Here is a 25,118-nt window from a genome sequence, read left to right as displayed (position 1 = left end):
TTATATCGCCTCCATCTGGGCCTGAATCATCTGATAATATACACCTTGTCGTGCCAGTAATTCCTGATGTGTTCCCGTCTCTGCCACTGTGCCGCCATCCATGACAATAATTCGATCCATATGCGGCATCCAGTGCAGGCGATGGGTAGCCAAAAATACAAGTTTTCCTTCAAACAGCGGCATCATCGTCTGTTTCAATTCATACTCTGTTTCCACATCCAGATGAGCTGTCGGTTCATCAAGCAGCAGGATGTTCCGTTTACTAAGCAGGGCTCTTGCCAGCGCCACCCGTTGCTCCTGCCCACCACTGAGCTGTCTGCCGCCAGCCCCAATAGGCTCATGTAGCCCACCGGATAATGAGGACAGCAGCTTGGTTAATCCAGCTGCGCTAATGGCCTTAGCCACCTCCGCATCCGAAGCCTCCGGCATGTAGAAACGAACGTTATCGGCCAGACTTCCACTAAAGATATACGGATGCTGCGGGATAGCTGCCGTCTGTCTTCGCCAGGATTCGAGCATATCCGATGTAACTGGCTGACCGTTAGCCAAAACTTGACCCGACGTAGGCAATTGGAACCCAGCCAACACATCAATCAACGTGGACTTGCCTGCTCCGCTGGCGCCAATAATACCGATTTTGCCGAGACCTGTAATCTGAAATGTGACATCCTTTAGCGAATAAGGACCTTCATCATCATGCCGTACCTGTACATCCGTTAGAGCCAATCTGCTATTCTCATTCCAAGAGAACACTGAGGAAGAGGAAGAAACAAGCTCAGGAGTAGTAGAAACAGAGGCAGGATCAGGAGCAAGATGCCCCGCAGCCGTTTTATCATTCAACACGACACGTATGGTCGAAGTAGCGGCTTTCCTTTTACCCAAAGATAATGATGGTGTAGATCCAGCCTCGTCCTCTGCCGTAACGGGATGTGCAACAACATTTGCATAGGCTTCTTTTTGTTTCTGTTCGGCGACTTTCCCCCGTTCAATCACTTGGTTGATAGCCGCTCCGGCTTCCTTACCGTCCAATGTGGCATGATAATCAGCGCCGAGCATACGTACAGGCAGGAAATATTCAGGTGCCAGAATCAGTACTGTCAGTGCAGGGCCAAGCAGCATATGTCCCTCCGTCAGACGTAATCCCAGACCAACTGCCACGGAAGCAACGGACAGCATGGTGAAGAAATCGAGAGCAAACGAAGAAAGAAAAGCCATGCGCAGGGTAGACATCGTCGCCTTCCGATACCGCTGACTGACCCGCAGAATGGACCCTTCGTGTGTTTTGCTCTGTCCCAACGTTTTCAGCGTTTCCAGACCCCGCAAGGTGTCAACAAAATGGTTAGCGAGTGCTTTGTAGGACCTGAATTGTCCATCTATCTTGCGCTGCGCAGCCAAACCAATCAGAATCATGAACACGATCAGGATTGGGAGTGTCAGCATCAGAATAACCCCGGACATTAGATCCAGCTTAAACACATACAGCAGAATGACGATAGGTGTGAATCCTATGCCCAGCATACGAGGAATGAATAGTTCGAGATACGTCTTGTATTGAGCTGTTCCCTCACGTGCCAGGGTAACCAGATGGCCTGTGCCTTCCGTCTTGGCATAACGCGGCCCGAGCCTGAACCACTGCTCCACCATCTGTCTGCGCAGATCGGTCCCTGTCCTCTCCGCATATCGTGATGTCACGAGTTGTAACCAGAAGGATAAGGCGTAGCGGGCGGCAAAAGCAGCCAGGAACAGCAGCAGTACCGGGTACTGCTCCGTTACGGATGAACCTTCAAACAATGCCGTGATGGCCTGTGCCAGCCATTTGGCTTGCATAATGATCGTCATCGCCTGTAGCAGCACCAGCGCTGAGGCCAGCGCAAGTACCGGCCGGATGCCCGGCAGCTTCATTAGCCCCCGTCCCATATCAGTACTCCAGGTGGTGCTGCTCGTTCAGACGTTTGCGGAAGATATAATAACTCCAGATCTGATAACCGAGAACAAACGGCAGCAGTGTGCAGGCTACAATTGTCATTACTTTCAATGAATAAGCGCCCGATGCGGCATTGTATACAGTCAGGTCATATGCCGCTCCAAAGGAACTCACCATCACTCTTGGGAAAAGTCCAATAAAGACCGAGGCAAAAGCAATTGCAATCACTGCCCCAGTCATCCCAAAAGCCCAGCCTTCACGCTTCTGACGAACAAAGTATGCCGCAAGTGCAAGCGAGACTGCGCCGAGTACAACCATAATCCAAAGAGCCCAGCCGCGTACGGCGAACACATCGGTCATGAAATACGTCATTAACGCGTAAACAGCGAGCAGTGCAGCCAGCGGCAGCATTAATTTTTGCGCTGTCTTCAAGGCACGCTCTCTGAGATCACCTACTGTTCGTAGTGATGCAAACAGCAATCCATGAACCAGACACAGCAGGGTTACGCTCAAGCCACCAATCACGGTGTACGGATTAACAATATCGAGGAATCCTGCACGCAGCTGCATCTCCCCATCAATGGGCAGACCTTTCATCAATGTGGCAAAGACCACGCCGAATAGGAAAGGCAAGAGCGCGCTGGAGACAACAATGATGATGTCCCACGTTTTGCGCCAGCGCTGCTGTTTCATTTTACTGCGGAATTCGAAAGCAACTCCGCGACCAATCAAGGCGAGTAACACCACTACAAGTGGCAGGTAAAAACCACTGAACAATGTGGCATACCAGTGCGGGAAGGCGGCAAACATCGCGCCCCCTGCTGTAATCAGCCATACTTCATTACCATCCCAGAACGGACCAATCGAGTTGATCAGAGTCCGGCGTTCACGATCTGTTTTGGCGATAATACCTGTAGACATCCCCACACCAAAATCAAAACCTTCCAAAAAGAAGAAACCAACAAACAATACGGCAATCAGCAAAAACCACAACTCACTTAGTGACAACGGAATAACCTCCATCCACGCCGAACGGATCGGCCGATTCATCGTGATCTTCTGGCTTCTCGACCGCAAATGGCCCTGCCTTGATCTCACGTACGAACAGGTATACCATCACGATTCCGAGAACCGTATACGCAGCGGTAAAAGCAATGGTCGAGAACAGGATCATTCCTGCGGATACATTCGGTGAGACTCCGGCTTCGGTGGTCATATAACCAAATACCGTCCATGGCTGTCTTCCAACCTCGGTCATAATCCAACCTGATGTATTGGCGATAAATGGCAAGGATATAGCGAATCCCATCAGACGCATAAACCACTTCCCAGCGACCTCCAGCTTCTTACGCATGGCTAGGAACGTACCGTATAGCGCCAGTGCAATCATCAAACCACCCGCTGCAATCATGATACGGAAACTCCAGAACGTTGTCCGTACTGGCGGGATATAGTCCCCCGGTCCATACGTCTGTTCATACTCAGCTTGAAGCTCCTTCATGCCTTTGACACTACCGGAGAACTTGCTGTAGGACAGGTAACTGAGCAATCCAGGGATTTTGATCTCACCCGTACTCTCCTGTTTATCCGGATCAATAAAAGCGACCACCGTCCATGGTGCCGGATCTTCTGTCGTTGTCCATGTGCCTTCACTGGCTGCCATCTTCATCGGCTGTGTCTCCACGAGATATTGAGCCTGGAAGTGTCCGGAGAAAGCTACACCAAACGAGGAAACAAGAGCGATAATGATCGCAATATTAAACGATTTGCGGAAGATCTCCACATCCTGCTTTTTCATCAATTTGTAAGCACTGATCCCGGTTACGACAAAAGCCCCTGTCATCAATGCCCCAAAAATCGTATGTGGGAATTCGACGAGAAGCTGACCATTCGTGATGAGTGCAAAGAAATCATTCATCTCGGCTCGGCCGTTGTTAATCTCAAACCCGACAGGATGCTGCATAAATGAATTGGCTGCCAGAATCCACAGCGCGGACAGGAATGTGCCGACAAACACCAGCCAGATGCAGGCCAGATGCACTTTTTTGGACAAACGATCCCATCCGAATATCCACAAACCAATAAATGTAGACTCCATAAAAAACGCCAGTAGCGCTTCAATAGCCAGTGGCGCACCGAACACGTCCCCGACAAATCGGGAGTACTCGGACCAGTTCATACCGAACTGGAACTCTTGCAAAATACCTGTGACTACCCCGACGGCAAAGTTAATCAGGAACAGCTTGCCCCAGAACTTGGCCATCGTTTTGTAGATTTCCTTCCCCTTAACAACGTACAACGTCTCCATAATCGCAACCAACAGTACAAGACCGATGGATAGCGGGACAAAAAAGAAATGGAAAATCGTTGTAAGTGCATATTGGATACGCGATAACATAATCGGATCCATACCGTTACCCCTTCTTTCTGTTCACTTCGCAGTATGCGTATTTGGCATTGAAGCTGCACCTTCGCTGTCTGTCCGCCAAATACGTTGATGAACGTATTGTGCCAGATTACCTATTTTATACATGTGAGAATTATCACAATCTTCGTCTCTAGAGCAAAAAAAAGTGATCCTAGTCACACAAAAGATAAAATTCAGCCTATTATCACAGCTTGCCAACTGTATCTATTCATGGAAGATACTCATGTTTGGAACGGAATGCCCATATGTTAGTCTCAGGTATATCATGCGAAGTACCGTGAGGGCTTTACATATGAAGTGAAAGCATGAAGCACATGCAGAGCGAATGACGCTCCATATTACAGTCAAGGTGAGGTGAACTATTCATGGAAAAACCTGCACCACTACCAGGTGAAGACACCGAAGCCAGCCTGGATAAGGTCAGTACAGCACAGTCCCCTGTCCGATATGTTCTCTTCCCTCGCAAAGGTGGCTGGTCATCCTTTCCCTATCCCGATATTGCTGCACTGCTGTCGATCGAGGGAGAGGTCTTCTATGTCAGCAGCCTGACGCAAACAGAAGATGTACCTCCGGTCATTACCGTCATCTCCCTCCCTGAAGCCGAGCAGCTATTGCTGGAACCTCGCACCGTAGCCGTAGTCGCCCATCCCTACTGGCTTATGGCTACAGCCTCGCTGGAGCCGGAGCTATGTATCGTCCTGCTCCCTGAGCCTGCTGGGGAAGAATCATCTTCTCCCCTATGGGAGAGCAGTATTTCCAAACTGGTCGGCATCGCCGATCTGGTAGGCACATCCTCCGAGACACGTTATATGAAGCTGTTATTCCAAGGCGTACGTGTTATCTGGCTGGGCGGCGAAGACCCTGCACCTGCGGGTACGATGCAAAAGGATGATCTCGAAGTCCCTCTCCGGGACTACGAACTGTTCTTCCTGCATGCGCTGCGGCAGGTCCTGTCAGGCACTCCGGATAGCGTCACCCTGCTCCAATGCAGTGTACGTGCCGACTTCTACCGCCAGCTTCGTGCCAAAGCAGGTGCACATGAGACGATATCCTTTTTGCTGGCAGCCTATGAATACTTACTTGAAGATCGGCGGGCCGTCCATTCGTTGCAAGAGGCCTTCACCCATGCAGTCATGAATGGTCGCAGTGATTGTGTGATCTCCCATTATCGATTCCTGTCTGCCATTCATGCCCGGGCTGGAGAGTTGGAGGACGCCCTGCGAGTGTACGGAATTAGTGCATCCGATGAGCAGGAACGGCATCATTATGAACAGTTATGTCGCTGGCTGGAGGCAGGAGAAGATCAACTTGTACGAGCGGAACTACTGCGTATGAACGATGATTACGGAAATGCCCTGCGTATCCTGGACGAACTTGGCGGAGAAACGGCGAGACATTGGAAATTCCGCATCTACCAGGAGACTGGACGTGTGGAAGAGGCACTGGCTCTGGTGCATGCAGTCGATATTCAGGATGATGCCAGTCGCCGGGATTATCAGCAATTATCCGGCAGTGCGCTGGCACTGCGAGGGGAACGGCACGGGGCAGTCCGACATTTTCTCGAAACGGCACTGGAGGATGAAGATGCGCTCGCCCGGATTGTCGAACTGGAGTTGTTGGATCATGCTGTACAGCAATTGCTTGGGGAGGTGCCATGATGCTGGACCCTAAGAAGCGTAGACAACAGTTGAATGGGCCAATGGTTCACAGGGATATCCGAACCGAAACCACCTACACGCCAATCGAAACAGTCGATCGAACACATAAAGACGCATTGGAAAATGGAGATCACACCCCGAATCATGCGCAACCAACGCAGGACATCCGAAGCCAAGTGCATCACTGGAATGATTCACAAGGTCAGGAAGAACAGAGTGCAGCTATAACACAAGAGGAAACAAGTGTATTCAAAGAGCCCTTCTCCATTCGTCGGGTTCGCAAAAGCAAAGGCAACAAGCTGACCGCCATGCTCCAGGTTCGCAATGAACGTGGCCGATACCTTGAAGAAGTATTGCATGATCTGAGTGAGTTCGTGGATGAGATCGTGATTGTGGACGATGCCAGCACAGACGGAACACCGGACATATGCAAAGCCTATCCAAAGGTGGTCCGTCTGGAGGTATTGGAGAAACCACTGTTCGCCGAGGAATGGCGCCTTCGCAACACCTTATGGCAAGCGGCTGCGGGAACACGTCCCGACTGGTTGCTTTCAGTTGATGCGGATGAGCTGTACAGCTCAGAGGCCAAGAAAGCCATACGCACTCTGATTAATCAGGAGTATGCGGACTGGTTTGCATTTCGATTCTACGACATGTGGGGTGGCCGGACCCACTACCGGGAAGATGATCTCTGGTCTCTGCACAAACGGCATACCGCTTCACTTGTACGGTATATGCCTGGATATCCTTATTTTTATCCACAACAGAATCATCACGTCCCTCGTCTTCCCTTGTCCTGCACTGTATTGCCTGGGGTCAGTACGGAACTGAAGGTTCAGCATCTCGGCTGGGCCGGCAGTCTGGAGGACCGGGTTCGTAAATATTTGCGTTACAAGCGCATTGATCCTAGCGGTGAGTGGGGTAATCTTGCACATTACGAGTCTATTCTCGATCCGGAACCTCGGCTGATTCCCTGGAAGGAGGGACCGTAAGATGGGCGTGGTGAGTATTCTGACGCATAGTTTCACCGACGGGTACAACCGGGAATTCGGTCGTGTATTTGGGGGTGGACTGGAACGCTATATTCTGGATCTGTGCAGTGTCATCCGAGGACTCGGGCATATTCCCGAGGTTCATCAGCTGTCCTATTTTGAAGCATTCCAGACTCGGACGGAGCAGATTGATGTATTCGGTTATTCGTACGACATGGATAATGTACCGGAAGCCTTTGACCGGATGGCAGCCGCAGCGCGCGGCCCAGTGATCTATGCCAGCTGTCTGTGGCAACCCATCACCTACAAACCCGGCAGTCTTGGCATCTGTCACGGCATTAACTGGGATTGTCCCGGACTGCCACTGGAGACAAAACAACAAGTAGCAGAACACATTCAGCTGGCTCTGGATGGACTCGTGCGCATTGTATCGGTGGATTCTCATTTCCAGACCTTTTGCCGAGCTGCATGCACCTATACCGATCCAAGACAGGTTGTCCTGATTCCCAATGCAGTGGATACGTCCTATTTCACACCTGCCCCACCAACGCGAACCTTTGAGCAAGAACAGGAAGACGATTGGCTTGTCGCATGGAAGAATGATCTGGCGAGTCATGAAGAAAATGTTGGTGCAGTTATATCAGGGGTGCAAGCTGTAGAAGGCCAGGGCGGAACGAGTTGTGCTGGAGCGAACAGTGGTAAGGCTAACGGAGATAGAGGTGGGGATACAGATAGCGATCAAGAACGAGAGGGGAAAGGAACGGTAGATCTCCATTTGCAGTTATCGAAACTGGAAGAAGTCGAGGCAGATGGCGAAACGTATAGGTTTGCTCATAACCACCGAAATTCAAAGGATTGGGCTACAGATATTCTAGCAGAAGCAGATGCTGAGCATCAGGTTAATGGTCCGATTCAGGGACAGGTTGAAAAGAAAGCTATTGATGCTCGTGTGACATCTCCCCGCCCAATTCGCATTATCTATCCACGCCGCATCAGCATGGAACGGGGTATTATTCCAATGATGCTGGCGGCAGATAAACTACTTGGAGCCTTTCCGGATCTGGAGGTTGAATTTGCCGGGGAACTGGTCGAAGGCAGCACGGTCGGGAGAGTCTTTCGTTACTGGCACTGTACTCATCCACATGCGGAGCGAATTAACCAGCGCACGTATGATTTCCGGGATATTCGGGAGGCCTACCATCAGGCAGATATCGCCGTAATTCCAACCGTCTTCTCGGAAGGCACCTCCTATGCCTGTCTGGAAGCAATGAGCTGTGGACTCCCGGTAATTGCCTCCAATGTTGGCGGATTAAATGATCTGATTCAGGATGGTTTTAATGGGCTGCTGGTACCTCCTGGTGAGCAGGAACTAACCGCTGCACTGGTGCGTCTTGTACAGGATCGGGCCGAGCGAGAACGACTGGGAATCTATGCGCGAGAGACTGCACTGTCGTATGATCTTGCCAGGTGGCGGAGCCGGTGGAGCACGGTGTTGGAATCTTTTTTGGCAGAGACAGGATTAAAGGAGGGAATTCGGGGATGATGGATACGCCCAAGGCAACGGAATTCATGGAATCAAGATACATTAGGCAAAGTGACCCTAAAACGGACACATTGGTCTTCCCGCTGCATCCGGCATGGTGGAGCCGTCCCTACGAATATGAATGGGCCCGGCGATTTGCACGTCCAGATGATGTTGTCCTTGATGCAGCCTGCGGCATCTCCCATCCATTCAAATTCTGGCTTGCAGAGAACTGCCGCGAGGTTCACGCCTGTGACTGGGATGAACGTATTTTGTCTGAAGAGGCGATAAGACTGGATATTGTTTCTGATTTTGGCGAGCAAGCCGCCCAGGATCTTCCGGAATCAACTCTCGTCCGATTGCACCGTGCAAAGGCTAATCTGGCCCAGCTTCCGTACGAGTCGGGTAAGTTTGATCGGGTGTTCTGTATCTCTGTATTGGAGCATCTGGATACAGGCACGATGCTGCGAGCTTTTCGTGAATTCGCTCGGGTGCTGAAACCAAACGGACAGTTAATCGCTACCTTCGATGTACCCGAGATGCGGCCGGATCTGCTGGAGACAATCATGGCTGTCACCGGATTAACCATTGAAGATAAGCTGAATGTGAAAGAGCCAGACGATGCCATCTGGTCTGATATGTACGGCACGCCGATCCGCTGTTTTCGAGCGGTGATATGCAAAGGTTGAGACAAATTGGGTTACGTTGAGTTAAGTGCAGAGTGGAAAATTGAGAGCTTGAGAGCTAAACCCATTAGCAACGGAACAATACACGGTTCGGGCAATGCTCCGATTACCTGTAGCTCCGTTGCTTTTGCAATTTCAATGGGATGGGCTATTGCGGGAATATGTGGGGACATACATGGGTTGGGGACTAGAGACTAGAAATCAGAGATTAGGGATTAAAGATCAAAGATCAAAGATCAAAGATCAAAGGAAATTATAGGTGTACCAGTAACATGTTGCACTGGTTGGTGTACTCTTTGGCAGAGGCTGCGCCGGGTGCTGTTAGGCGCAGCAGGGTGTGCAGGCCCGGCGGGATTGTCGTCGCCGGGCGACCTGTGGCGGCAGGTTGCCGCGCAGTGAGTTGGGCCGATTCGGCCCATTCACGCGCCAGGTTCTGCCGCCCGGCGAGCAGCGCGAGCGTGCCCGCGAGGAGCGTGTGAGCGATGCGCTCCGAGGCGGGCACTTCGTCCGCGTAGGGATGCTGCGCGCCGTCAGGCGTGCCGCATAGCGCAAGCAGCCCTTCGCGGACGCTCGCGGGTGCGCGCAGCAGCCCGCAGCGTGCCGCAGGCGGAAGCGCTGCGAGCAACGCCAGCGCGCCGCGGGGCGGCAGGGCTTGCAGCAGGCGCAGCCATGCGGCCCAGGCGCCTACGCCGGCGAGCGCTTGCGCAGCGGCGAGCACGTCGCCAGGCGCAGGCGTGGCCGGGCCAGCGGGCGTTGCGCCGCGGGGCGGGCTGCACGCCGAGGCGTAGCTGCCGGCCAAGGCCCCGCGCTGCAGCAGCGCCTCGGCGGCGTGGGCCGCAGCGGGCAGCGCTGCCTGCTGGCGAGCCGCCGCTCGGGCGTTGCGCCCGCCGGGCTGCTTGTGGCCCAGCGCCCACAGCGCGAGCGCCGCCTCTGGCCCGTGCTGCGCATGCGCCGCCCAGGGCTGCAAAGCCGCCCGAGCCTCGGCGTCCTCGCCCAGCTGGGCCAGCGCAAGCCCGGCGGCCAGCGGCTGTGCCCGCAGCGGGCCAGCAAGCGCAGCCGCATGGCGCAGCAGCCACTCCGGCCGATGCGCAGCCAGCGCGGCCGAGATCAACGCTTGCCATGCAGCAGGCGGCAAGCTTACCCGGGCGGCGACGCTGGCGATGGCATGCGGCCGACCAGTGGCTGCGGCCAGCAACAACAGCCGCTGCCATGCAGGCAAGCTGCCGGGTTGCATGCTTAGCGCCGCCGTGTATGCGGCTTCTGCCTCTGCCCAGCGGCCAGCCCGCTCATGCGCCATGCCTTCCAGCGTCAGGCTGCGGTAGGTTCCAGCACCAGAGACTGATGTATACCTGCTGGCTGTGGAAGCAGCGGATTTAGCCTGTTTTAACCAGTTCAAGGCCACATCCTCTCTCCCTTGATCCAGTTCTAGTACAGCACCAAGCTCCAACAAATCCGGGAAATCGTCATACACGGGTGCCCATGCTTCCACCACAGCAAGCGCCCTCTCCGGGCTGCCAATCTCTCGCCAGGCGTAAGCCGTTTTCAGCACCAGATCCGAGTGATATCCGCACTCCGGTGTAAGCTGTGCCAATAATGGCTGCAACAACCGGAGTGCTTCATCATACTTCGCTTGCTGAAACCATTCGGCAGCCAGAGCATATAACAACTCCGGTTGATCTCCCTCCTGATTCAAGGCGGAACGTATCAACTGCATGTTGCGTGCACCTTTATTTTTGGCAGTAATCGCCTGCTCCAGATATCCGTAATGAATGACTTCAAGTCCAGAATGCAGCACACCTTGCGGAGCCAGTGCCATGATGGACGAAGCAATCTCTTCATGAATTCTGCCCTGAAAGGCAATTCGGGGATCATTTCGGAATAATCGACATACCGCATCCGTCACACGCTCTTCACCGGACACACCTAGCAGACTTGTGACCTGTATCCAATAACCCCAAACGTCGTCTCTGTTTGCCGCTAACAACTGCACAAGTTCTGCCTTCATCTGTGGGGTCTGTACCCAGACTTCATCCGCATCAAGCACCAGAATCCACGGTTTCGTAGCAGCCGCCAGCGACAGATTACGGGCTTCACTGAAATCTCCGTTCCATTCCGTACGAATTACAACGGCACCATGGAGACGCGCAATTTCAGTTGTATCATCTATCGAACCTGTGTCCACAACGATGATCTCATCCACAACATCCCTAACTGCATTCAAGCACCGCTGGAGTGACACCGCTTCATCCTTCACGATCATGCACAAGCTAATCCCTATGCCCATATTCATCAACACCCCTCACCAAAGGAGTTCAGCCCCCATCCATTAGCCCGCTGAATTAAGTTGAACTCCCGCACATGCCTGATCCCTCTCAGCTCTCAAACCCGTCCGCTCCCGGCAACTCCAGCCGAATATGCTGAACGACAGGCCAACAACGGTGCCGCTGTCCATCTGCATGCTGAGCGAACACCTCCAGATGATGGTCCGCAGCACTGACCAATCCTTTCACCAGCCAGCTTGTTCCCGTCAGGGTATCCGAAGCCCCAGGGAACGACTCCATGTCACCGGCCTTCCCGTTTTCCTTTTTCCCTTCCATCTCTTTCTCCTTCTCTTCCACTCGACCGCTCTCTCCCACCAATAACCCTGCTCCCGCCAATTGCTGTCGACACATCTGAATCAGGCTATGCAGCTCTTTCCATCTCCCTGACTGTACACATCCTTCCATCATCAGTCCAAGGGCTTGCCAGCCGTCATATTCTGTTCCTGCGACCATTCCGTCTATGCTGGAGTCCATGTCCTTCTTCTTTGTCGCTCTCAGACCAACCGTTCTCCCTGTCTGCACAGCAGATTCCTCATTCGTTCCTTCACCCACCTGCGAACTACGCTTCAACCACAAGGTCAATGGATCATCTCCGTTGACTTTCTTCCCCTCGATCCACTCCAACCGTTCGAGCCATCGGGCAGACGAGATCGCAAGCAGTCCTTTTTTCCGCCTCACAGGTTCCAGTTTCAGACGCGCCTTGTTCCATCTTCCCTGTTGGATTTGGAGCATCGCCTCCGCCACAGATAAACGCTCCCTCATCTCTGCGGAAGGTTGTGAGGATATACCCGATAACAATTGCAAAGCCGCATCATAACAACGAGATTGCTCCAGAATGCCCAATACTTTGTGTGTAGCCTCTTCCGAACTGAGTGCAAAACGCTCCCTCACCAGCTCTGGAATCTGATGTTCCTGCCCGGAAACTCGCATAATGCGGAATATCCGATAGAGCGGTGGCAGCAGACTGGATTTGGCGCGCACCGCTTCCACGTAAGCATCCACCGCACCCTCCAGATCTGCCCTTCCTTCCAGCAATCGTCCTAACGTATACCACGTCTGATAGGTGCCGATGCCTTCTTCCGTATGGTATATGGGGGGAGGTGGACCCATGCGAATAGCTTCACGGAGCGAATACTCTGCCCGATCTGCATCACCCAATGCGTCTGCACATACCCCGCGATGGTGCATCAGATCCGTGTACTCTGGAAAGAGTTCAAGCGCAGCATCAATGCGATCTAATGCCTCCTGCCAGCGATTCAGATGCTGGAGACAACGAACTTCATATTTGAACAGCAAATGCGCGTAACTGGTCATCGCAGGATCAATCCCCATCCGAGCCACACCAAACGTCTCCAACGCCCGCTCCGCTTCCCCCACACGCAGATACTCGACACCCAGATTATAGTGATGGAACGGCTGATCCGGTTCTTCCTCCACTGCCTGTTGCAGCAGGCGGACATTGCGGTTCACCTTATCTTTGCGCTCCACAATCGCCGTCTGATACCCATAATGATGGATGACCATGTCCGTCACATGAAAAGCAGCCTCTGGATTCCTACGGCAAATCGCCGCCGCAATCTGCTCATGAATTCGACCTTCGAACCGATGCTCCGAGGCATTACGGAAGAGACGCAAAACTGGATTCACGGTAACTCCCTGCTGACCCGTACCTGTATAGTTATGAATGTTTAAAAACAATCCGTCACATCCGCTGACCGCCGTCCAGCTCCTGATCTGCTCACGCGCAGCCCTATCGAGCGCCTCGTCCGCATCAAGAAAGAGAATCCAGTCGCCGGAAGCCCGCTCCAGGCCAGCATTCCGTGCTGCGGCAAAATCTTCGCACCACTCAAATGCCACAACCACCGCTCCATATTGCTTCGCAATCTCCGCGCTGCGGTCCGACGAACCGGTGTCCACTACAATCATTTCGTCCACCGCTCCCTGGACACTGGCAAGACAATGAGGCAGCAACTCTTCTTCATCCTTCACGATCATGCATAGGGAAATTCGTTCCGCTCGCAAGCTGATTCCTCCTTTCCTTTGCATGGAAAAGCGTACGCCATGGGATGCCTTCGGTCGTTCGCAGCCTTTGTTCCAGTGTAGTAAATTGTGCAGAAAGTACACCTGAAGACGAAGAACGAACCATCTCCTGCTGGATGGCCTCCATTGCCAGCCGCATGTAACATACAGCTGCTCCAGCTCGGGCCTGCCGCATATCAGGCTCCCGCTCCAGAGCTTGCTCGAACAGAGACAGCGCTTGATCATTGTGGCCTTTGGCATACAGCGTTTCACCCAGCCAGAATAACCCTTCGGCATCCAGCTCACTCTCGGTCATGCACTGAATCAGGATGTTCGCGGCTACCATGGTATACCCCTGACGATACAGCAGACTTGCAAACTCCCGTCGTAAAGTTACAGCCGTTCCCCAATGATCACACATCATCATTGCCCGCAACTCATGCAGTTGCTCAGCAAGTATAAGCTGTCCTGTCTTTACGGCTTGCTGCACAACCTTTTCTGCTACCATCTCTGCCTGCGGACCCCATTGCATAAGCTTTTGTTCCTGTGACGCAGGATCCATGCTTCGCGGCTCTTTGGTTAACTGATTCAGCAGTCGATCCATGACCTTCCAAACGTTCTTTTCTTGTGGAAGCGTAGTTGCGAGGAACGCCTCGGATAATCGTAATCCGTTGGTCCAACAAGCCAGTGCCCAATCCATTCTGTGCTCCCCCAGCAGATTGACTTCATTTACACACCCTTCGCTCCAGTGTTCTTCTGCCAGTTGCAGCGCTTCGGAAACCCTATTCGCACACAACATCCAATGTATTCGATCAGCTACATGGATACGAGCGGTACGCACATCAGTATCCAGCATTTTCAATGCCTGTTCATATGCCCCACAGCCTGCTAGAACATAAATCACCTTCACCAGATGGTCCTCATTTGTCACTGCATATGAATGGAGCATTTCACCACGAATCGAATTACCGTGACCCGATTCCTCGAATCCTCGGCATCTGGCGAGCAATGTTTCTGCTATGTTCTCATCGGTTTCACCGGATTGTTGCAGCACATCTGCCAACCCTGCCCATGCCGGAGCATATGTGAACATGCTGTCCAGAGCCAGCCCGTACAGATGTGCAGACTCATTCAGGAATCCCCGTTTCTGTGCAAGTCTTGCCATGGCGGTATAAGCTCTGTAACTGTCAGAACCTGCTTCCGTTACATATGAGGCGTCTAAAGCGCTACCGCCATCACTGTGTCCAACACGGTCTATTCCCTCCCGGCAGTTCGTTGCTCGGGCATACGATTGATATGCACGCTCCTCCAAACCTTGCTGCTCCAACGTCTCCCCATACAACAGATGCAGATCAGCATAGGATGGATAACACTGTCTTTCCACAGCCAGAATTGCATTCGCCTCGTCGTAATGTTCCGATCCTACAAGGGTCTTTGCATAATCTCTAACCAGTGTAGAACGATATGGCGCGAGCGACTCTGTCAGGCGCAATGATTCACGGAACACTTCAATTGCCTTTTCGACCTGACCAAGCTGGCAATACGTTACTCCCAGATTGTACAGGTGAAAAGGCTGTGCAGGCTCATCTGCGAGTTCCCGCTCAATCAGTTTCAAATTACGTCTTGGCTTATGCTCTTGCGCAATCGTTGAGGCCAGATATCCATCATGAACCAGACATAGTGGAGCAAGCGGTTCAGTCTCGATCAATTGGCTTTGTTCATCTGTATAGGTCTCGCTCTTATTCATATCAGCAGCCTCATCCAGGACAAGCTTGCTTGGTATACAACGAACCAACTGCTCATGGACGCGTCCCGCATATCGATATCCCTGATGAGCACGGAACAGCCTCACTGGCTGAGAGATAACGCTCTCTTCCACCCCTTCACCGTATCGATTTTCTATGGTAATACGTAATCTTGAAATGCTTTTATGGACTTTGGGTAAATAATTCAGCAGTTCTTCCAATCCCTGCGTAACGTACTCATCAGCATCCAGACATAGGACCCATTCGGTGCCAGCCAGAGGCAGACTGATATTTCGTGCATGGGCAAAGTCATCTTGCCAGCGGGCGTGCAACACCGTTGCTCCATACGTTCTGGCGATCTCGGGTGTACGGTCAGATGAGCCAGTATCAGTGATAAAACATTCCGTGCTGATATGCTTCAAGCTGTCGAGACAGCGGGGCAGATGATGTTCTTCATTTTGCACAATCATATGAATTCCAAGTAAACGGTTCTTCAAATGCAACCACCTCCAATACAAAAAAGTACATGAAGTCCACCAAAGGAACTCCATGTACCTATATGACAAATAAATGGGTTATGTGCCTTGTCCATTGAAGAACACATCAATCGTGCTTGGTGCGCCGATTAGGCTGGAGCGGTAGGAAAGACGCGTATATTTGAGAAAACGCTGTGGTACCAATACATCCACTGACCCGGACAAAATGCCCGTTACTGTCGTCACATCCGTGTACCAGTTCGTTCCGTTGGCGCTGATCTCAACAAGAGCATCTACCCGGTTCACACCCGGCCCCCGGTTATATACAAAGAAAGAATACGTGCCAAATACACTGGTCGTAACCGCTGGAAGCGCTGTGAAGGTGTTGGCGGTCGGGGTGCTTATGAGTTGAGACTCCTGAAAACTCTTCTGTGAAATGGACGTCACACTGCTAAGTGTCCCCGCTGTAATTGTGGCTCCGAGCACACTGGTAATCGTTCCGTTCAACAAGTTTGTCAGTGTTCCGGCGGTGATCGTTGCCCCGAGTACACTCGTAATCGTACCATTCAGCAGGTTCGTTAATGTACCAGCAGTTACGGTTGCGCCAAGTACGCTTGTAATGGTTCCATTCAATAAGTTCGTCAGTGTTCCTGCGGTAATGGTTGCTCCCAATACACTCGTGATCGTACCATTCAGTAAGTTCGTCAACGTACCCGCTGTTACCGTTGCACCGAGTACACTGGTAATGGTTCCGTTCAACAGGTTCGTCAGTGTTCCTGCTGTTATGGTCGCTCCGAGTATACCTGTAATGGTACCCGCTGTAATCGTTGCTCCAAGCACACTTGTGATCGTTCCGGCGGTAATCGTCGCTCCTAATACACTTGTGATCGTACCATTCAGCAAGTTCGTTAATGTTCCCGCGGTCACCGTGGCCCCGAGCACACTGGTGATTGTTCCGGCTGTAATGGTCGCTCCCAATACACTGGTAATCGTACCATTCAGCAAGTTCGTCAGTGTTCCCGCGGTCACCGTAGCTCCGAGTACACTGGTGATCGTTCCAGCTGTGATCGTCGCCCCAAGTACACTTGTGATCGTACCATTCAGTAAGTTCGTCAGTGTTCCTGCGGTCACCGTGGCTCCGAGTACACTCGTGATGGTACCATTCAGCAAGTTCGTGAGTGTTCCTGCTGTTACGGTTGCCCCGAGTACACTTGTAATCGTTCCCGCCGTGATCGTTGCTCCCAATACACTGGTGATCGTACCATTTAGCAAGTTCGTTAATGTACCCGCTGTAACTGTGGCTCCAAGCACACTGTTGATCGTACCTGCCGTGATCGTCGCTCCAAGTACACTCGTGATGGTTCCGTTCAGAATGTTGGTAATGGTTCCGGCGTTAATTGTAACCGTGGTCAGACCTGAGATGTTACTGATGGTTCCGTCCAAAATAATACCAACCACGTTCCCGCTCGTATCCGTTCTGACAGGCTGGGCTGTGCCTGTACTATCCTGGCCAAAAATCAACGTTCTCAGATTGTCCGGATTCGTATTAAACGTTGTAAAGTTAGGCATGTGCCTCGTCCTCCTCCCTGGTCAAATCTGTGAGATCATAACTCCCTTACGGCATACGCTGTGCCTGAAAGTAAACATCGAGCCGGGTCGGTTGATCCGGTTCAACGGATCGAATTGCAAGCCGGGTATAGTGCAAAAATCGCAATGGTACCAGCGCTTTGGTCTGGCCTCCCGCGACCACCTCCTGGCTGTCCACAGCATAATCTACGGCATTGGGGCTGATCTGGATCTGTACAAGCGCCGGATGTTTTCCCCGATTCACAACGCCATAGGTATACATGCTGAGTGATGAGGTGTCTTGTGCCGGGAGTGAATCCATGCTGCTACTGGTTTCGGCTCCGACATACGTATGCTCTGTAAAACAATGAATAGCACCAGGGAGTTTCGTGCGTGAGGAAGCACCCTGCTTGAACCGGGGACGAGTAATCCGGGAACAAGGGGGTTTCAGCAATTTAGCGCGGCAGGAATGACGGGAGCGGCGGCGACTGACATATTTAGTTGGTTGCTTCGTTCTCTTCTTGCTTCGCTTCGCTGTTCGACTCATCTCGATTTCCCCTTAAAAAATGTGCTTACGCATCGTATGCCCGGTTTGTATATGCGGGCACGGCATCTGCCGTTATTTCCAGATATACGGCTCAGTCCCCAATCCATTTTGCTTCTTTTCACATACACTGCAAGTACAATGAAATGCGAATCAATCGGAATGTTGCTCAAATGAACTGGTCTATGGGAGGTGGATGAGATGACCAACTATAATGTATTCAACCAATCCAATCGTCCCCTGTTTACTCAACTGACCAATACCTTCTCAGCCCCCGGCATTGAAGCGTCACCAGACAGCGGCGCAGCTGCTGCAGGCAGTTTTTTTGCCCTGACGACCAACAATACCTTAATTCCTTCCAACCAGAATCTTCTTCTACAGATCTTGAATGCGGCCGGCAGCGGCCGAACAATACGCATATCCAGCCTCACAGGAGGCACAACAGCGGCGGCTACTCTTGTTATCTATTCAGGAGGAACCGTGACTGTTGGTAGCACACCAGTGCCCGTCAATACATTACTGGGCAATACCAATGCCAGTGTAGTTACCACAAGGCAAAATACTGGTACTCTGGGGGGAACCTTCACGAGTATTGCAAGTATTCCGCTCACCGCAGGAATTTTTTCACTGGATCTGAATGGCTCCATTATTGTGCCACCGGGACAAACATTATCCATTAGCGTAGGCACGGGGAATCAGACCGCAGCCATTAATCTGTTCTGGTGGGAATTCTGAGTTTGATCCTGATAAAAGGAGGTGCACACTGTGCCAAACAATAATGTATTCAACCCGTTAAGCCAGCCCGTCTATACGTCCAACACCAACACGTATATTTCTCCCGGCATTGTTGCACCTCCGGAGAATAATGCTGGCAGTACAGGAAATCTGTACAACGCAGGTTCCACCAACTCCACTACACTGGGGTTACTGGGAGGAACGGTTATCGCCACCGTACAATTGGCCAATCCAGCAGGGAGTGGGAAGACCCTATACGTATCACGGCTCTCCGGCGGAATCACGGTTGCACTGAATCTGTTGTCATCCTTCAGCGGTTCCATGAGTCTCAGCGCTAATGGAACACTGACATCGCCCACCACACTCACGCCGGTAAACAGCAATCTTTCCAGCAGCAATACCAGCGTAGCCATCGTACGATTTTCTGCTGCTGCGCCTTCAGGAGCGACCCCATTGATGGCTATGCCCCTTCAAGCAGGGCCGTTTCTGTCCAATGAATTTGGCCGTTATGTGGTTCCTCCAGGTCAAGCCATTAACCTCTCTGTCAGCGGATCACTTTCGGTTGGTGGACTGATGGCGTCTACTGCTTATTTTGCTTGGTGGGAAGTGTGATTCGTTCAATCGTGCTTAACAATGCAATGTGCAAACAGCCGCCTTCGGATGAGTACCGAAAGCGGCTGTTCGTTATATTGTAGATGTAATGATAATTAAAAATGTCCGGACAGGCTGTCAGACCGATTCCTACGGAATGATCTCTTTGGCTTCAGACACGAGAGGCTGCTTCCCTTCCCACAAAATGCGTTGCAGCAGTATGCCGGCAAGACCAATCACCAGCGTAGCGAGACCGATATATTGAAAGGTAGGACTCGGCCCTGCAACTCGGATGAGCGCCCCACCTGCAAGTGGAGCTACGACCAGTACAACACTGGATAGTGAATTTTGGATGCCGAAGACGCGCCCTACATAGGCAGGAGGGGTCTCTTTTTGCAACAAATAATTCAGTGTTACCATAAAGAGTCCATTACCTATCCCGATACAGAGACCCCAGATAATGACCCAAATTTCAGGTGTTTGTGGGCCGATCCACCCCAATGCAGCGATTCCAGCACCTACGAATAGATATCCTCCACCCAGTCCCCACCCATACCCAATTCTCGGCAAGCGATTTAACAACAAAATGATGATTACTGCCCCTGCGCCTGCAGATGAACCCAACCAGCCGAGCAGTGATTCATTACCTGGCTTGATCTCCCGAAACAGGGTCGTAAACTGATAATCAATCATAAGAATGGCCATGAGTCCAAAACAGCCGAATAAAATCGTACTCAGTACGGTGCGACTGCTCTGTATAAAACGCCAGCCTTGCTTCCATTGTGAGAACAAGGTTTCCGATCCATCCTTTTCACTAACAGCACTTCCGTCTGATGCTACGGACTCCGCCTTCTCCACCGAACGCCGCAAGGGCCACAATACCGCACCTGACAACAGGCGGGTACAGGCATTAATGACAATACAGATTTGTGGTGAGAAAAAGGCCAAAATGACTGCACCCAGAAGTGGTCCCGCCACTTTCGAACACTGGCTTACAAAACCGTTTAGGGACGATGCCTGAAACAGATGCTCCTCTGCCACCACCTGGCGGGTTAACGCCTGCTGGGCTGGAACATGAAAAACACCCATCATGGCACGTAGAGCAAGAAGTGGAAGCAGCCAGATCGGGCTTGGTGCGAATAAAATAGCAACGGTTAATCCCACGGTGATCACATCACACAGCATCATGATTTTCACTTTGTGAAGTCGATCGGCAAGGGCACCTCCAAAGGAGCCCAGCAGTATACCCGGGACAGCCATACATACAGGAATAAGCGCAATGATCAGCGGATCAGCACCCCAGCGGTAGGCCACCATCACCTGGATGGCGAGTGCATCGAACCAATCTCCAAACGTAGCCAGCGAGTATGCGATAAACATGCGGACAAACTGGAGGTTAGTCCATAAGCTTTTGGAAGATTCCGCAGATGAGGCGGTTAATTCGGTGGATTCATTGGATGTGGGTTCATTTGAAATGACGGTCATACATGTACTCCCTCCCTTGATTACAGCCGTTTACGGTCTGTATGTTCCTTGGCTGTAATCATAAGGGAGTTATATCAGAGGAAGATCAGAGGATGGGGAGGTAGGAGATAAAAAGTTACGTACTTCATCTGCAATTTGTTGTCCATATAAGGGAACACCGTAACTTTTGCCGATCTCAGCGTACACTTGACGATACTTACTCCGAAGTCTGCCTTCGATTCGATGATGACCCAGGAATAGGAGAATCTGATATGCAGCATTCAGATATAGCGGTGCGTTCAGCGACATTTTCAATACATCCAGACCGTCATCCATTCTTAACTCTGCTTCACGAACTCGTCCTTGCCGAAGCAACCATAACCCCTCCATCACCTGAAAACGTCCGATCTCCCGCAGATATGGGGCATCCTTCAATCCTGACCGCAGGACTGCCATCTGGGCCTCAACAGCTTCACCGCTGCCACCCCACAGTTCCACATACAACGCGGCAAGTGCTACAGGAAGTCTGAAATTCTTCAGCTCCTCAGTCTCTATTACACGATACGTTTCTTCAAGCTGCGTTTTGGCACGTTGATACTGGCCCACCTCTACATAGACTTCAACGATGTTTAGAATGCGGAGTTCCCGAAGTTGATCGGCAGATAATGCAGATGAACTCAATGCCTGCTCATACAAGGGTAAGCTTTCTGATGGTTCAATTAGCGAATGGACAAAAATTAATAACCAGTATAAGCGTTCTTCAAAAGCAATTTCTTTGGTTGTAATCAGCCACTCCAGATCTCCCTGTATAAAATGAATATACAACTGATAATACGGGGCAATCTGAATGCCAAGCGCTTCCTGCTGTTGAACCAGGGTCTGTATGGCATTTCCCTGCCCAAACAAGTGATATTTACGAAGTAATCCGTGAATGACTTCCTGCATTTCTGGGTCCTGAGCAGAAGGGCTAGCGGGTAGAGCGGACTTGTTCTCCTGCACAGCAAGCCGGTATCCATAACCCCGTACCGTGTCCAGACTGATCTCATCCCAACGTTTCAATTTCTTGCGCAGGCGATAGATATGATCGTCCACGGTGCGTTCAACCGGATATTCCAGCGGCCATACCCGATCCAGCAGTTGACTGCGGGTGAAGGCTTTTTCCTTGTTTTCATACAGAAAATGCAGCAGTGCAAATTCCTTGGCGAGCAAGCGAATGGATTCCGTTCGCCGCGTGACCGTATATGTTCCTTCATCCCATTGCAAAGACATGTCAGGGTCCTCCTACTATGTATAATTCGCTATTCCGAAATAATATAGATTCTTTCCATTTTCTTCAACGTGTTCAACATACCACAAAAGAACCCTTTGCGAGAACGCAAAAGGTTTCTATCGTTTATCTTATAGATAGCTAAATTGCAGACGCTACGTATATCTGTTCTTCCAACAAGTATTACCTTGCCTTAACCCAGTACGACACGATCATCTGCCATTTTTTTGCCGCTAATCCGTTCGAATTCACCAAGCAACTCAGGCACGGTTAACGTACGTTTGCGCTCTTCGCTGACATCCAGAATAATTCGTCCTTTGTCCATCATGATCAGACGGTTACCCAGACGAATGGCCTGCTCCATATTGTGCGTCACCATCAGGGTGGTCAGTCTCATCTCACGCACAAGTGTCTCCGTCAGTTCCGTGATCAATTCGGCACGTGAAGGGTCAAGGGCTGCCGTGTGTTCATCCAGTAGCAAAATCTGCGGCTGGGTAAACGTAGCCATCAACAGACTGAGTGCCTGCCGCTCACCGCCAGACAAAAGCCCCACTTTTGCATTGGGACGCTTCTCCAGTCCGATTCCCAGCTTCTCCAGTTGCGTGTTGAAAACCTCACGTCTGGCACGGGTAACTCCGAAGCCCAGTCCGCGTCCTTTGCCACGTTTATATGCCATCGCCATATTTTCTTCAATGGACATATGTGGTGCTGTCCCTGCCATCGGGTCCTGAAACACCCGGCCAATCCAGCTGCTGCGTTTATGCTCCGGCAGGTTTTTAATAGAGCGGTCATTGATCAGCACATCACCCATGTCTGGCTTCATCACACCCGAGATAATGTTCATCAGCGTGGATTTACCCGCTCCGTTACTGCCAATCACCGTCACAAAATCTCCCGGATTCATCGTCAGATTCACGCCAACCAGCGCGGTCTTCTCATCCGTTGTGCCTGGGTTGAACAGCTTGGTTACTTGCGTAATCTCCAGCATGCTCACATACCTCCCTTCGCCTGATGACCCCCGGATCGCATCAACTCTTCTGTTCGTTTGCGAGCCAGACTTCGCTGCTTCATGGAGCGCTGCATCGTTGGGAATACAAGGGCAATAATGACGATCACCGCGGTGATCAACTTAAGATCAGATGTATCAAACCATTCCACTTGAAGGGCAAGCGCGACCACAATCCGATAAATAATCGAACCAACAATCGCAGCAAGTGTAGCCCAGAAGACCGTTCTTGCACCAAGAATAGCTTCACCGATAATCACCGAAGCCAGTCCAATGACTATCATACCAATGCCCATCGTGATATCCGCAAAACCTGATTGCTGTGCAATGAATGCACCAGACAGAGCAACCAATCCATTAGATAAGCTGACACCTACAATCGTAGTCACATCCGTATTTGCACCAAAGCTGCGAATCATGCGTTTGTTATCACCTGTCGCGCGGAGTGCCAGTCCAACATCTGTTTTCATGAACAGATCGAGCATGATTTTAAACACCAGCACGATGATAATAATAAGTACCATGACATGCTCACCTGAGAACGGATTGTCCATACCCATAATGGATTTATTCGGTGCGCCAAGAATACGCATATTAATGGAGTAAAGCGCGATCATCATCAAAATCCCGGATAACAATCCGTTGATTTTGCCTTTGGTATGAAGCAGACCTGTACAAGCCCCGGCCACCATGCCGCCAGCCATTGCCGCCAAACAGGCGAGCCAAGGAGAGAAGTCATTGGAGATCATAACCGCCGCGATTGCGCCTCCTGTTGTAAAACTTCCGTCTACGGTAAGGTCAGGAAAATCGAGTATGCGGAACGTAATATATACACCAAGTGCCATCAGTGCATATAAAAGCCCCAGCTCGATTGCTCCTTCAATTGAATTCCAGCTTATACTCACGCTACTTCCTCCCTGTCTATCGAAAAGAATGAGGCGAACCCGTTGCACGTTCGCCTCGCATCCATACTGCCGGATTACACTTCGGTCAGATTATTGAATCAATCTCAGATTCTATTGAATAATGTTGTTTTCCTGGTCTTTTACTTCGGCTTTCATCTCATCCGTAACCGTGATGCCTTGGGCTTCAGCTGCTTTCAGGTTCAGGATCAGATCCAGTTTGTCCGGAACGGTGACTTTCATATCACCAGGATTCGTACCATTTTTCAGAATGTCCGCGGCCATCTCACCCACCTGATATCCATGGTCATAATATTTGAAGCCAACCGTTGCAAAAGCTCCTTTTTCAACGGTATCCCGATCACTGGAGAAGAACGGAATTTTATTACTGTTTGCCGTTTGGATGATCGTATCAACCGCACTCACGACAGAATTATCAAGTGTGATGTAAAAGGCATCTACTTTGCCAACAAGAGAATCCGTTGCCTGTTTTACTTCAGATGTATTCGTAACGGGTGCTTTCACCAGCTTGATATTATGTGTTGCGAGTGCTTTTTCTGCGTTATCTGCCATAACCACCGCATTTGGTTCACCTTCGTTAATGACCAAGCCCACCGTTTTCACATCCGGCAGATTTTTAGCGATAAAGTCAGCCAATTGTACGATGGCCTCTGGATTCGTGTCGGATGCACCTGTAACATTGCCGCCCGGCTTGTCCATATCGGTCACCAGTTTGGCACCCAGTGGGTCTGTCACTGCTGCAAACAACAATGGCTTGTCCTTCACTTGTTGAGCCAGAGCCAACGCAGATGGTGTTGCGATGCCGAGTACGAGATCATTTTTGGAATCACCCGAGATTTTCTGTGCAATGGACAGGTTGTTTGTTGAATCACCTTGCGCATTATTGTAATCGATTTTGAGGTTCTTGTTCTCTTCAATGCCTGCTTCCTTCAGTGCTGCGATGAATCCTTCACGTGTAGCATCCAGAGATGGATGTTCAACAATCTGCGAGATGGCAATCTGGTATGATTTTTCCTCGCTGCCTCCACCTGTTGTACTCCCCGATCCTTCGGATTCCGAGCTTGTACCGCTGTTATTTCCGCAACCTGCCGCAACGATCATTGAAGCAACCATCATCAGTGACATCCAAAATTTCTTTTTCATGTGTGAGAACCCCTCTCCATCTTATAAAATGTGGTTACCCTTATCGAGATTCCATTGGCACGATAGGGCGGGACAAAACGCTTCAACGCATTGTTGCTTTGATCGACA

Annotated in this window: 19 protein-coding genes; 6 read left to right on the top strand and 13 right to left on the bottom strand. The window is 51.2% G+C overall.

The features are described from left to right. From cydD to MKX68_RS12895, 3 genes are read right to left on the bottom strand one after another with little or no spacing between them, the layout of a single operon-like run. Positions 1-1,917 carry a thiol reductant ABC exporter subunit CydD gene (gene cydD / locus MKX68_RS12905; protein ID WP_340912045.1) on the bottom strand — a complete coding sequence of 639 codons (1,917 nt, stop codon included), beginning with the start codon at positions 1,915-1,917 and terminating at the stop codon, positions 1-3. Between the two features lies 1 nt (position 1,918). Then, on the bottom strand, positions 1,919-2,974 hold the full coding sequence (cydB, locus tag MKX68_RS12900) for a cytochrome d ubiquinol oxidase subunit II (protein WP_244898245.1): 1,056 nt from the start codon (positions 2,972-2,974) through the stop codon (positions 1,919-1,921). Then, complete coding sequence (locus MKX68_RS12895) at positions 2,919-4,334, bottom strand: cytochrome ubiquinol oxidase subunit I (protein WP_340912042.1); 1,416 nt, start codon at positions 4,332-4,334, stop codon at positions 2,919-2,921. Before MKX68_RS12895 ends, cydB begins: the two co-directional genes overlap by 56 nt. A 383-nt stretch (positions 4,335-4,717) precedes the next feature. Here MKX68_RS12895 and MKX68_RS12890 point away from each other — a divergent pair, with 383 nt between their 5' ends. The 4 genes from MKX68_RS12890 to MKX68_RS12875 are packed head-to-tail and all read left to right on the top strand — an operon-like array spanning position 4,718 to position 9,213. After that, positions 4,718-6,010: a tetratricopeptide repeat protein gene (locus tag MKX68_RS12890; RefSeq protein ID WP_340912040.1), complete on the top strand. Its 1,293-nt coding sequence runs from the start codon at positions 4,718-4,720 to the stop codon at positions 6,008-6,010. Continuing rightward, positions 6,010-7,002: a glycosyltransferase gene (locus MKX68_RS12885; protein WP_340912037.1), complete on the top strand. Its 993-nt coding sequence runs from the start codon at positions 6,010-6,012 to the stop codon at positions 7,000-7,002. Before MKX68_RS12890 ends, MKX68_RS12885 begins: the two co-directional genes overlap by 1 nt. Before the next feature lies 1 nt (position 7,003). Continuing rightward, a complete protein-coding gene (locus MKX68_RS12880) occupies positions 7,004-8,545 on the top strand; it encodes a glycosyltransferase family 4 protein (protein ID WP_340912034.1) in 1,542 nt (513 codons plus the stop codon). Continuing rightward, on the top strand, positions 8,542-9,213 hold the full coding sequence (locus MKX68_RS12875; RefSeq protein ID WP_047840836.1) for a class I SAM-dependent methyltransferase: 672 nt from the start codon (positions 8,542-8,544) through the stop codon (positions 9,211-9,213). The genes MKX68_RS12880 and MKX68_RS12875 overlap by 4 nt, the downstream gene beginning before the upstream one ends. Positions 9,214-9,463: 250 nt before the next feature. On the opposite strand, the gene MKX68_RS12870 is transcribed toward MKX68_RS12875, so the two are convergent. From MKX68_RS12870 to MKX68_RS12850, 5 genes are all read right to left on the bottom strand, one after another. Further along, a complete protein-coding gene (locus MKX68_RS12870; RefSeq protein ID WP_340912029.1) occupies positions 9,464-11,470 on the bottom strand; it encodes a glycosyltransferase family 2 protein in 2,007 nt (668 codons plus the stop codon). A gap of 112 nt (positions 11,471-11,582) precedes the next feature. Then, on the bottom strand, positions 11,583-13,553 hold the full coding sequence (locus tag MKX68_RS12865) for a tetratricopeptide repeat-containing glycosyltransferase family 2 protein (protein ID WP_340912026.1): 1,971 nt from the start codon (positions 13,551-13,553) through the stop codon (positions 11,583-11,585). Beyond that, entirely contained in the window at positions 13,510-15,792 is a 2,283-nt protein-coding gene (locus MKX68_RS12860) for a glycosyltransferase (RefSeq protein ID WP_340912024.1), read from the bottom strand. Before MKX68_RS12860 ends, MKX68_RS12865 begins: the two co-directional genes overlap by 44 nt. Positions 15,793-15,870: 78 nt before the next feature. Then, positions 15,871-17,340 (bottom strand): DUF6385 domain-containing protein, encoded by a 1,470-nt coding sequence (locus MKX68_RS12855; RefSeq protein ID WP_340912022.1) that lies wholly within the window; start codon positions 17,338-17,340, stop codon positions 15,871-15,873. Between the two features lie 46 nt (positions 17,341-17,386). Continuing rightward, positions 17,387-17,884 carry a DUF6385 domain-containing protein gene (locus MKX68_RS12850; protein ID WP_133386207.1) on the bottom strand — a complete coding sequence of 166 codons (498 nt, stop codon included), beginning with the start codon at positions 17,882-17,884 and terminating at the stop codon, positions 17,387-17,389. Between the two features lie 198 nt (positions 17,885-18,082). Between MKX68_RS12850 and MKX68_RS12845 the strand changes: the two genes are divergently transcribed. Together MKX68_RS12845 and MKX68_RS12840 are read left to right on the top strand one after the other, a co-directional pair. Next, positions 18,083-18,616, top strand: a complete 534-nt coding sequence (locus MKX68_RS12845; RefSeq protein ID WP_340912019.1) for a hypothetical protein — start codon at positions 18,083-18,085, stop codon at positions 18,614-18,616. Positions 18,617-18,646: 30 nt separating this feature from the next. Further along, positions 18,647-19,228: a hypothetical protein gene (locus MKX68_RS12840; RefSeq protein ID WP_133386209.1), complete on the top strand. Its 582-nt coding sequence runs from the start codon at positions 18,647-18,649 to the stop codon at positions 19,226-19,228. 129 nt (positions 19,229-19,357) lie between these two features. Here MKX68_RS12840 and MKX68_RS12835 read toward each other — a convergent pair whose 3' ends face one another. The 5 genes from MKX68_RS12835 to MKX68_RS12815 all read right to left on the bottom strand — a co-directional run bounded on the left by MKX68_RS12835 (position 19,358) and on the right by MKX68_RS12815 (position 25,010). Next, the gene (locus MKX68_RS12835) at positions 19,358-20,692 is read right to left on the bottom strand and encodes an MFS transporter (RefSeq protein ID WP_340912017.1); all 1,335 of its coding nucleotides are present in this window, start codon (positions 20,690-20,692) and stop codon (positions 19,358-19,360) included. A gap of 69 nt (positions 20,693-20,761) precedes the next feature. Continuing rightward, on the bottom strand, positions 20,762-21,940 hold the full coding sequence (locus tag MKX68_RS12830) for a winged helix-turn-helix domain-containing protein (protein ID WP_340912015.1): 1,179 nt from the start codon (positions 21,938-21,940) through the stop codon (positions 20,762-20,764). A 191-nt stretch (positions 21,941-22,131) separates the two neighbouring features. Beyond that, positions 22,132-22,926: an ABC transporter ATP-binding protein gene (locus tag MKX68_RS12825; RefSeq protein WP_339788062.1), complete on the bottom strand. Its 795-nt coding sequence runs from the start codon at positions 22,924-22,926 to the stop codon at positions 22,132-22,134. 2 nt (positions 22,927-22,928) lie between these two features. After that, a complete protein-coding gene (locus MKX68_RS12820; RefSeq protein WP_445671117.1) occupies positions 22,929-23,789 on the bottom strand; it encodes an ABC transporter permease in 861 nt (286 codons plus the stop codon). Between the two features lie 171 nt (positions 23,790-23,960). Further along, positions 23,961-25,010, bottom strand: a complete 1,050-nt coding sequence (locus MKX68_RS12815; RefSeq protein ID WP_340912012.1) for an ABC transporter substrate-binding protein — start codon at positions 25,008-25,010, stop codon at positions 23,961-23,963. Positions 25,011-25,118: the final 108 nt, after the last annotated feature.

It is taken from the genome of Paenibacillus sp. FSL M8-0212 (assembly GCF_038004645.1).
Taxonomy (GTDB): Bacteria; Bacillota; Bacilli; order Paenibacillales; family Paenibacillaceae; genus Paenibacillus.
Note: the sequence above shows the minus strand (reverse complement) of the source record. Positions and strands in the feature narration are given on the sequence as shown.

Coding starts and splice junctions, on each gene's coding strand:
- MKX68_RS12880 (WP_340912034.1), top strand. CDS start 7,004: ATGGGCGTGGTGAGTATTCTGACGCATAGTTTCACCGACGGGTACAAC.
- cydD (WP_340912045.1), bottom strand. CDS start 1,917: ATGGGACGGGGGCTAATGAAGCTGCCGGGCATCCGGCCGGTACTTGCG.
- MKX68_RS12815 (WP_340912012.1), bottom strand. CDS start 25,010: ATGAAAAAGAAATTTTGGATGTCACTGATGATGGTTGCTTCAATGATC.
- MKX68_RS12875 (WP_047840836.1), top strand. CDS start 8,542: ATGATGGATACGCCCAAGGCAACGGAATTCATGGAATCAAGATACATT.
- MKX68_RS12850 (WP_133386207.1), bottom strand. CDS start 17,884: ATGAGTCGAACAGCGAAGCGAAGCAAGAAGAGAACGAAGCAACCAACT.
- MKX68_RS12835 (WP_340912017.1), bottom strand. CDS start 20,692: ATGACCGTCATTTCAAATGAACCCACATCCAATGAATCCACCGAATTA.
- MKX68_RS12870 (WP_340912029.1), bottom strand. CDS start 11,470: ATGATCGTGAAGGATGAAGCGGTGTCACTCCAGCGGTGCTTGAATGCA.
- MKX68_RS12825 (WP_339788062.1), bottom strand. CDS start 22,926: ATGCTGGAGATTACGCAAGTAACCAAGCTGTTCAACCCAGGCACAACG.
- MKX68_RS12885 (WP_340912037.1), top strand. CDS start 6,010: ATGCTGGACCCTAAGAAGCGTAGACAACAGTTGAATGGGCCAATGGTT.
- MKX68_RS12855 (WP_340912022.1), bottom strand. CDS start 17,340: ATGCCTAACTTTACAACGTTTAATACGAATCCGGACAATCTGAGAACG.
- MKX68_RS12845 (WP_340912019.1), top strand. CDS start 18,083: ATGACCAACTATAATGTATTCAACCAATCCAATCGTCCCCTGTTTACT.
- MKX68_RS12890 (WP_340912040.1), top strand. CDS start 4,718: ATGGAAAAACCTGCACCACTACCAGGTGAAGACACCGAAGCCAGCCTG.
- cydB (WP_244898245.1), bottom strand. CDS start 2,974: ATGAATCGGCCGATCCGTTCGGCGTGGATGGAGGTTATTCCGTTGTCA.
- MKX68_RS12830 (WP_340912015.1), bottom strand. CDS start 21,940: ATGTCTTTGCAATGGGATGAAGGAACATATACGGTCACGCGGCGAACG.
- MKX68_RS12895 (WP_340912042.1), bottom strand. CDS start 4,334: ATGGATCCGATTATGTTATCGCGTATCCAATATGCACTTACAACGATT.
- MKX68_RS12820 (WP_445671117.1), bottom strand. CDS start 23,789: ATGGCACTTGGTGTATATATTACGTTCCGCATACTCGATTTTCCTGAC.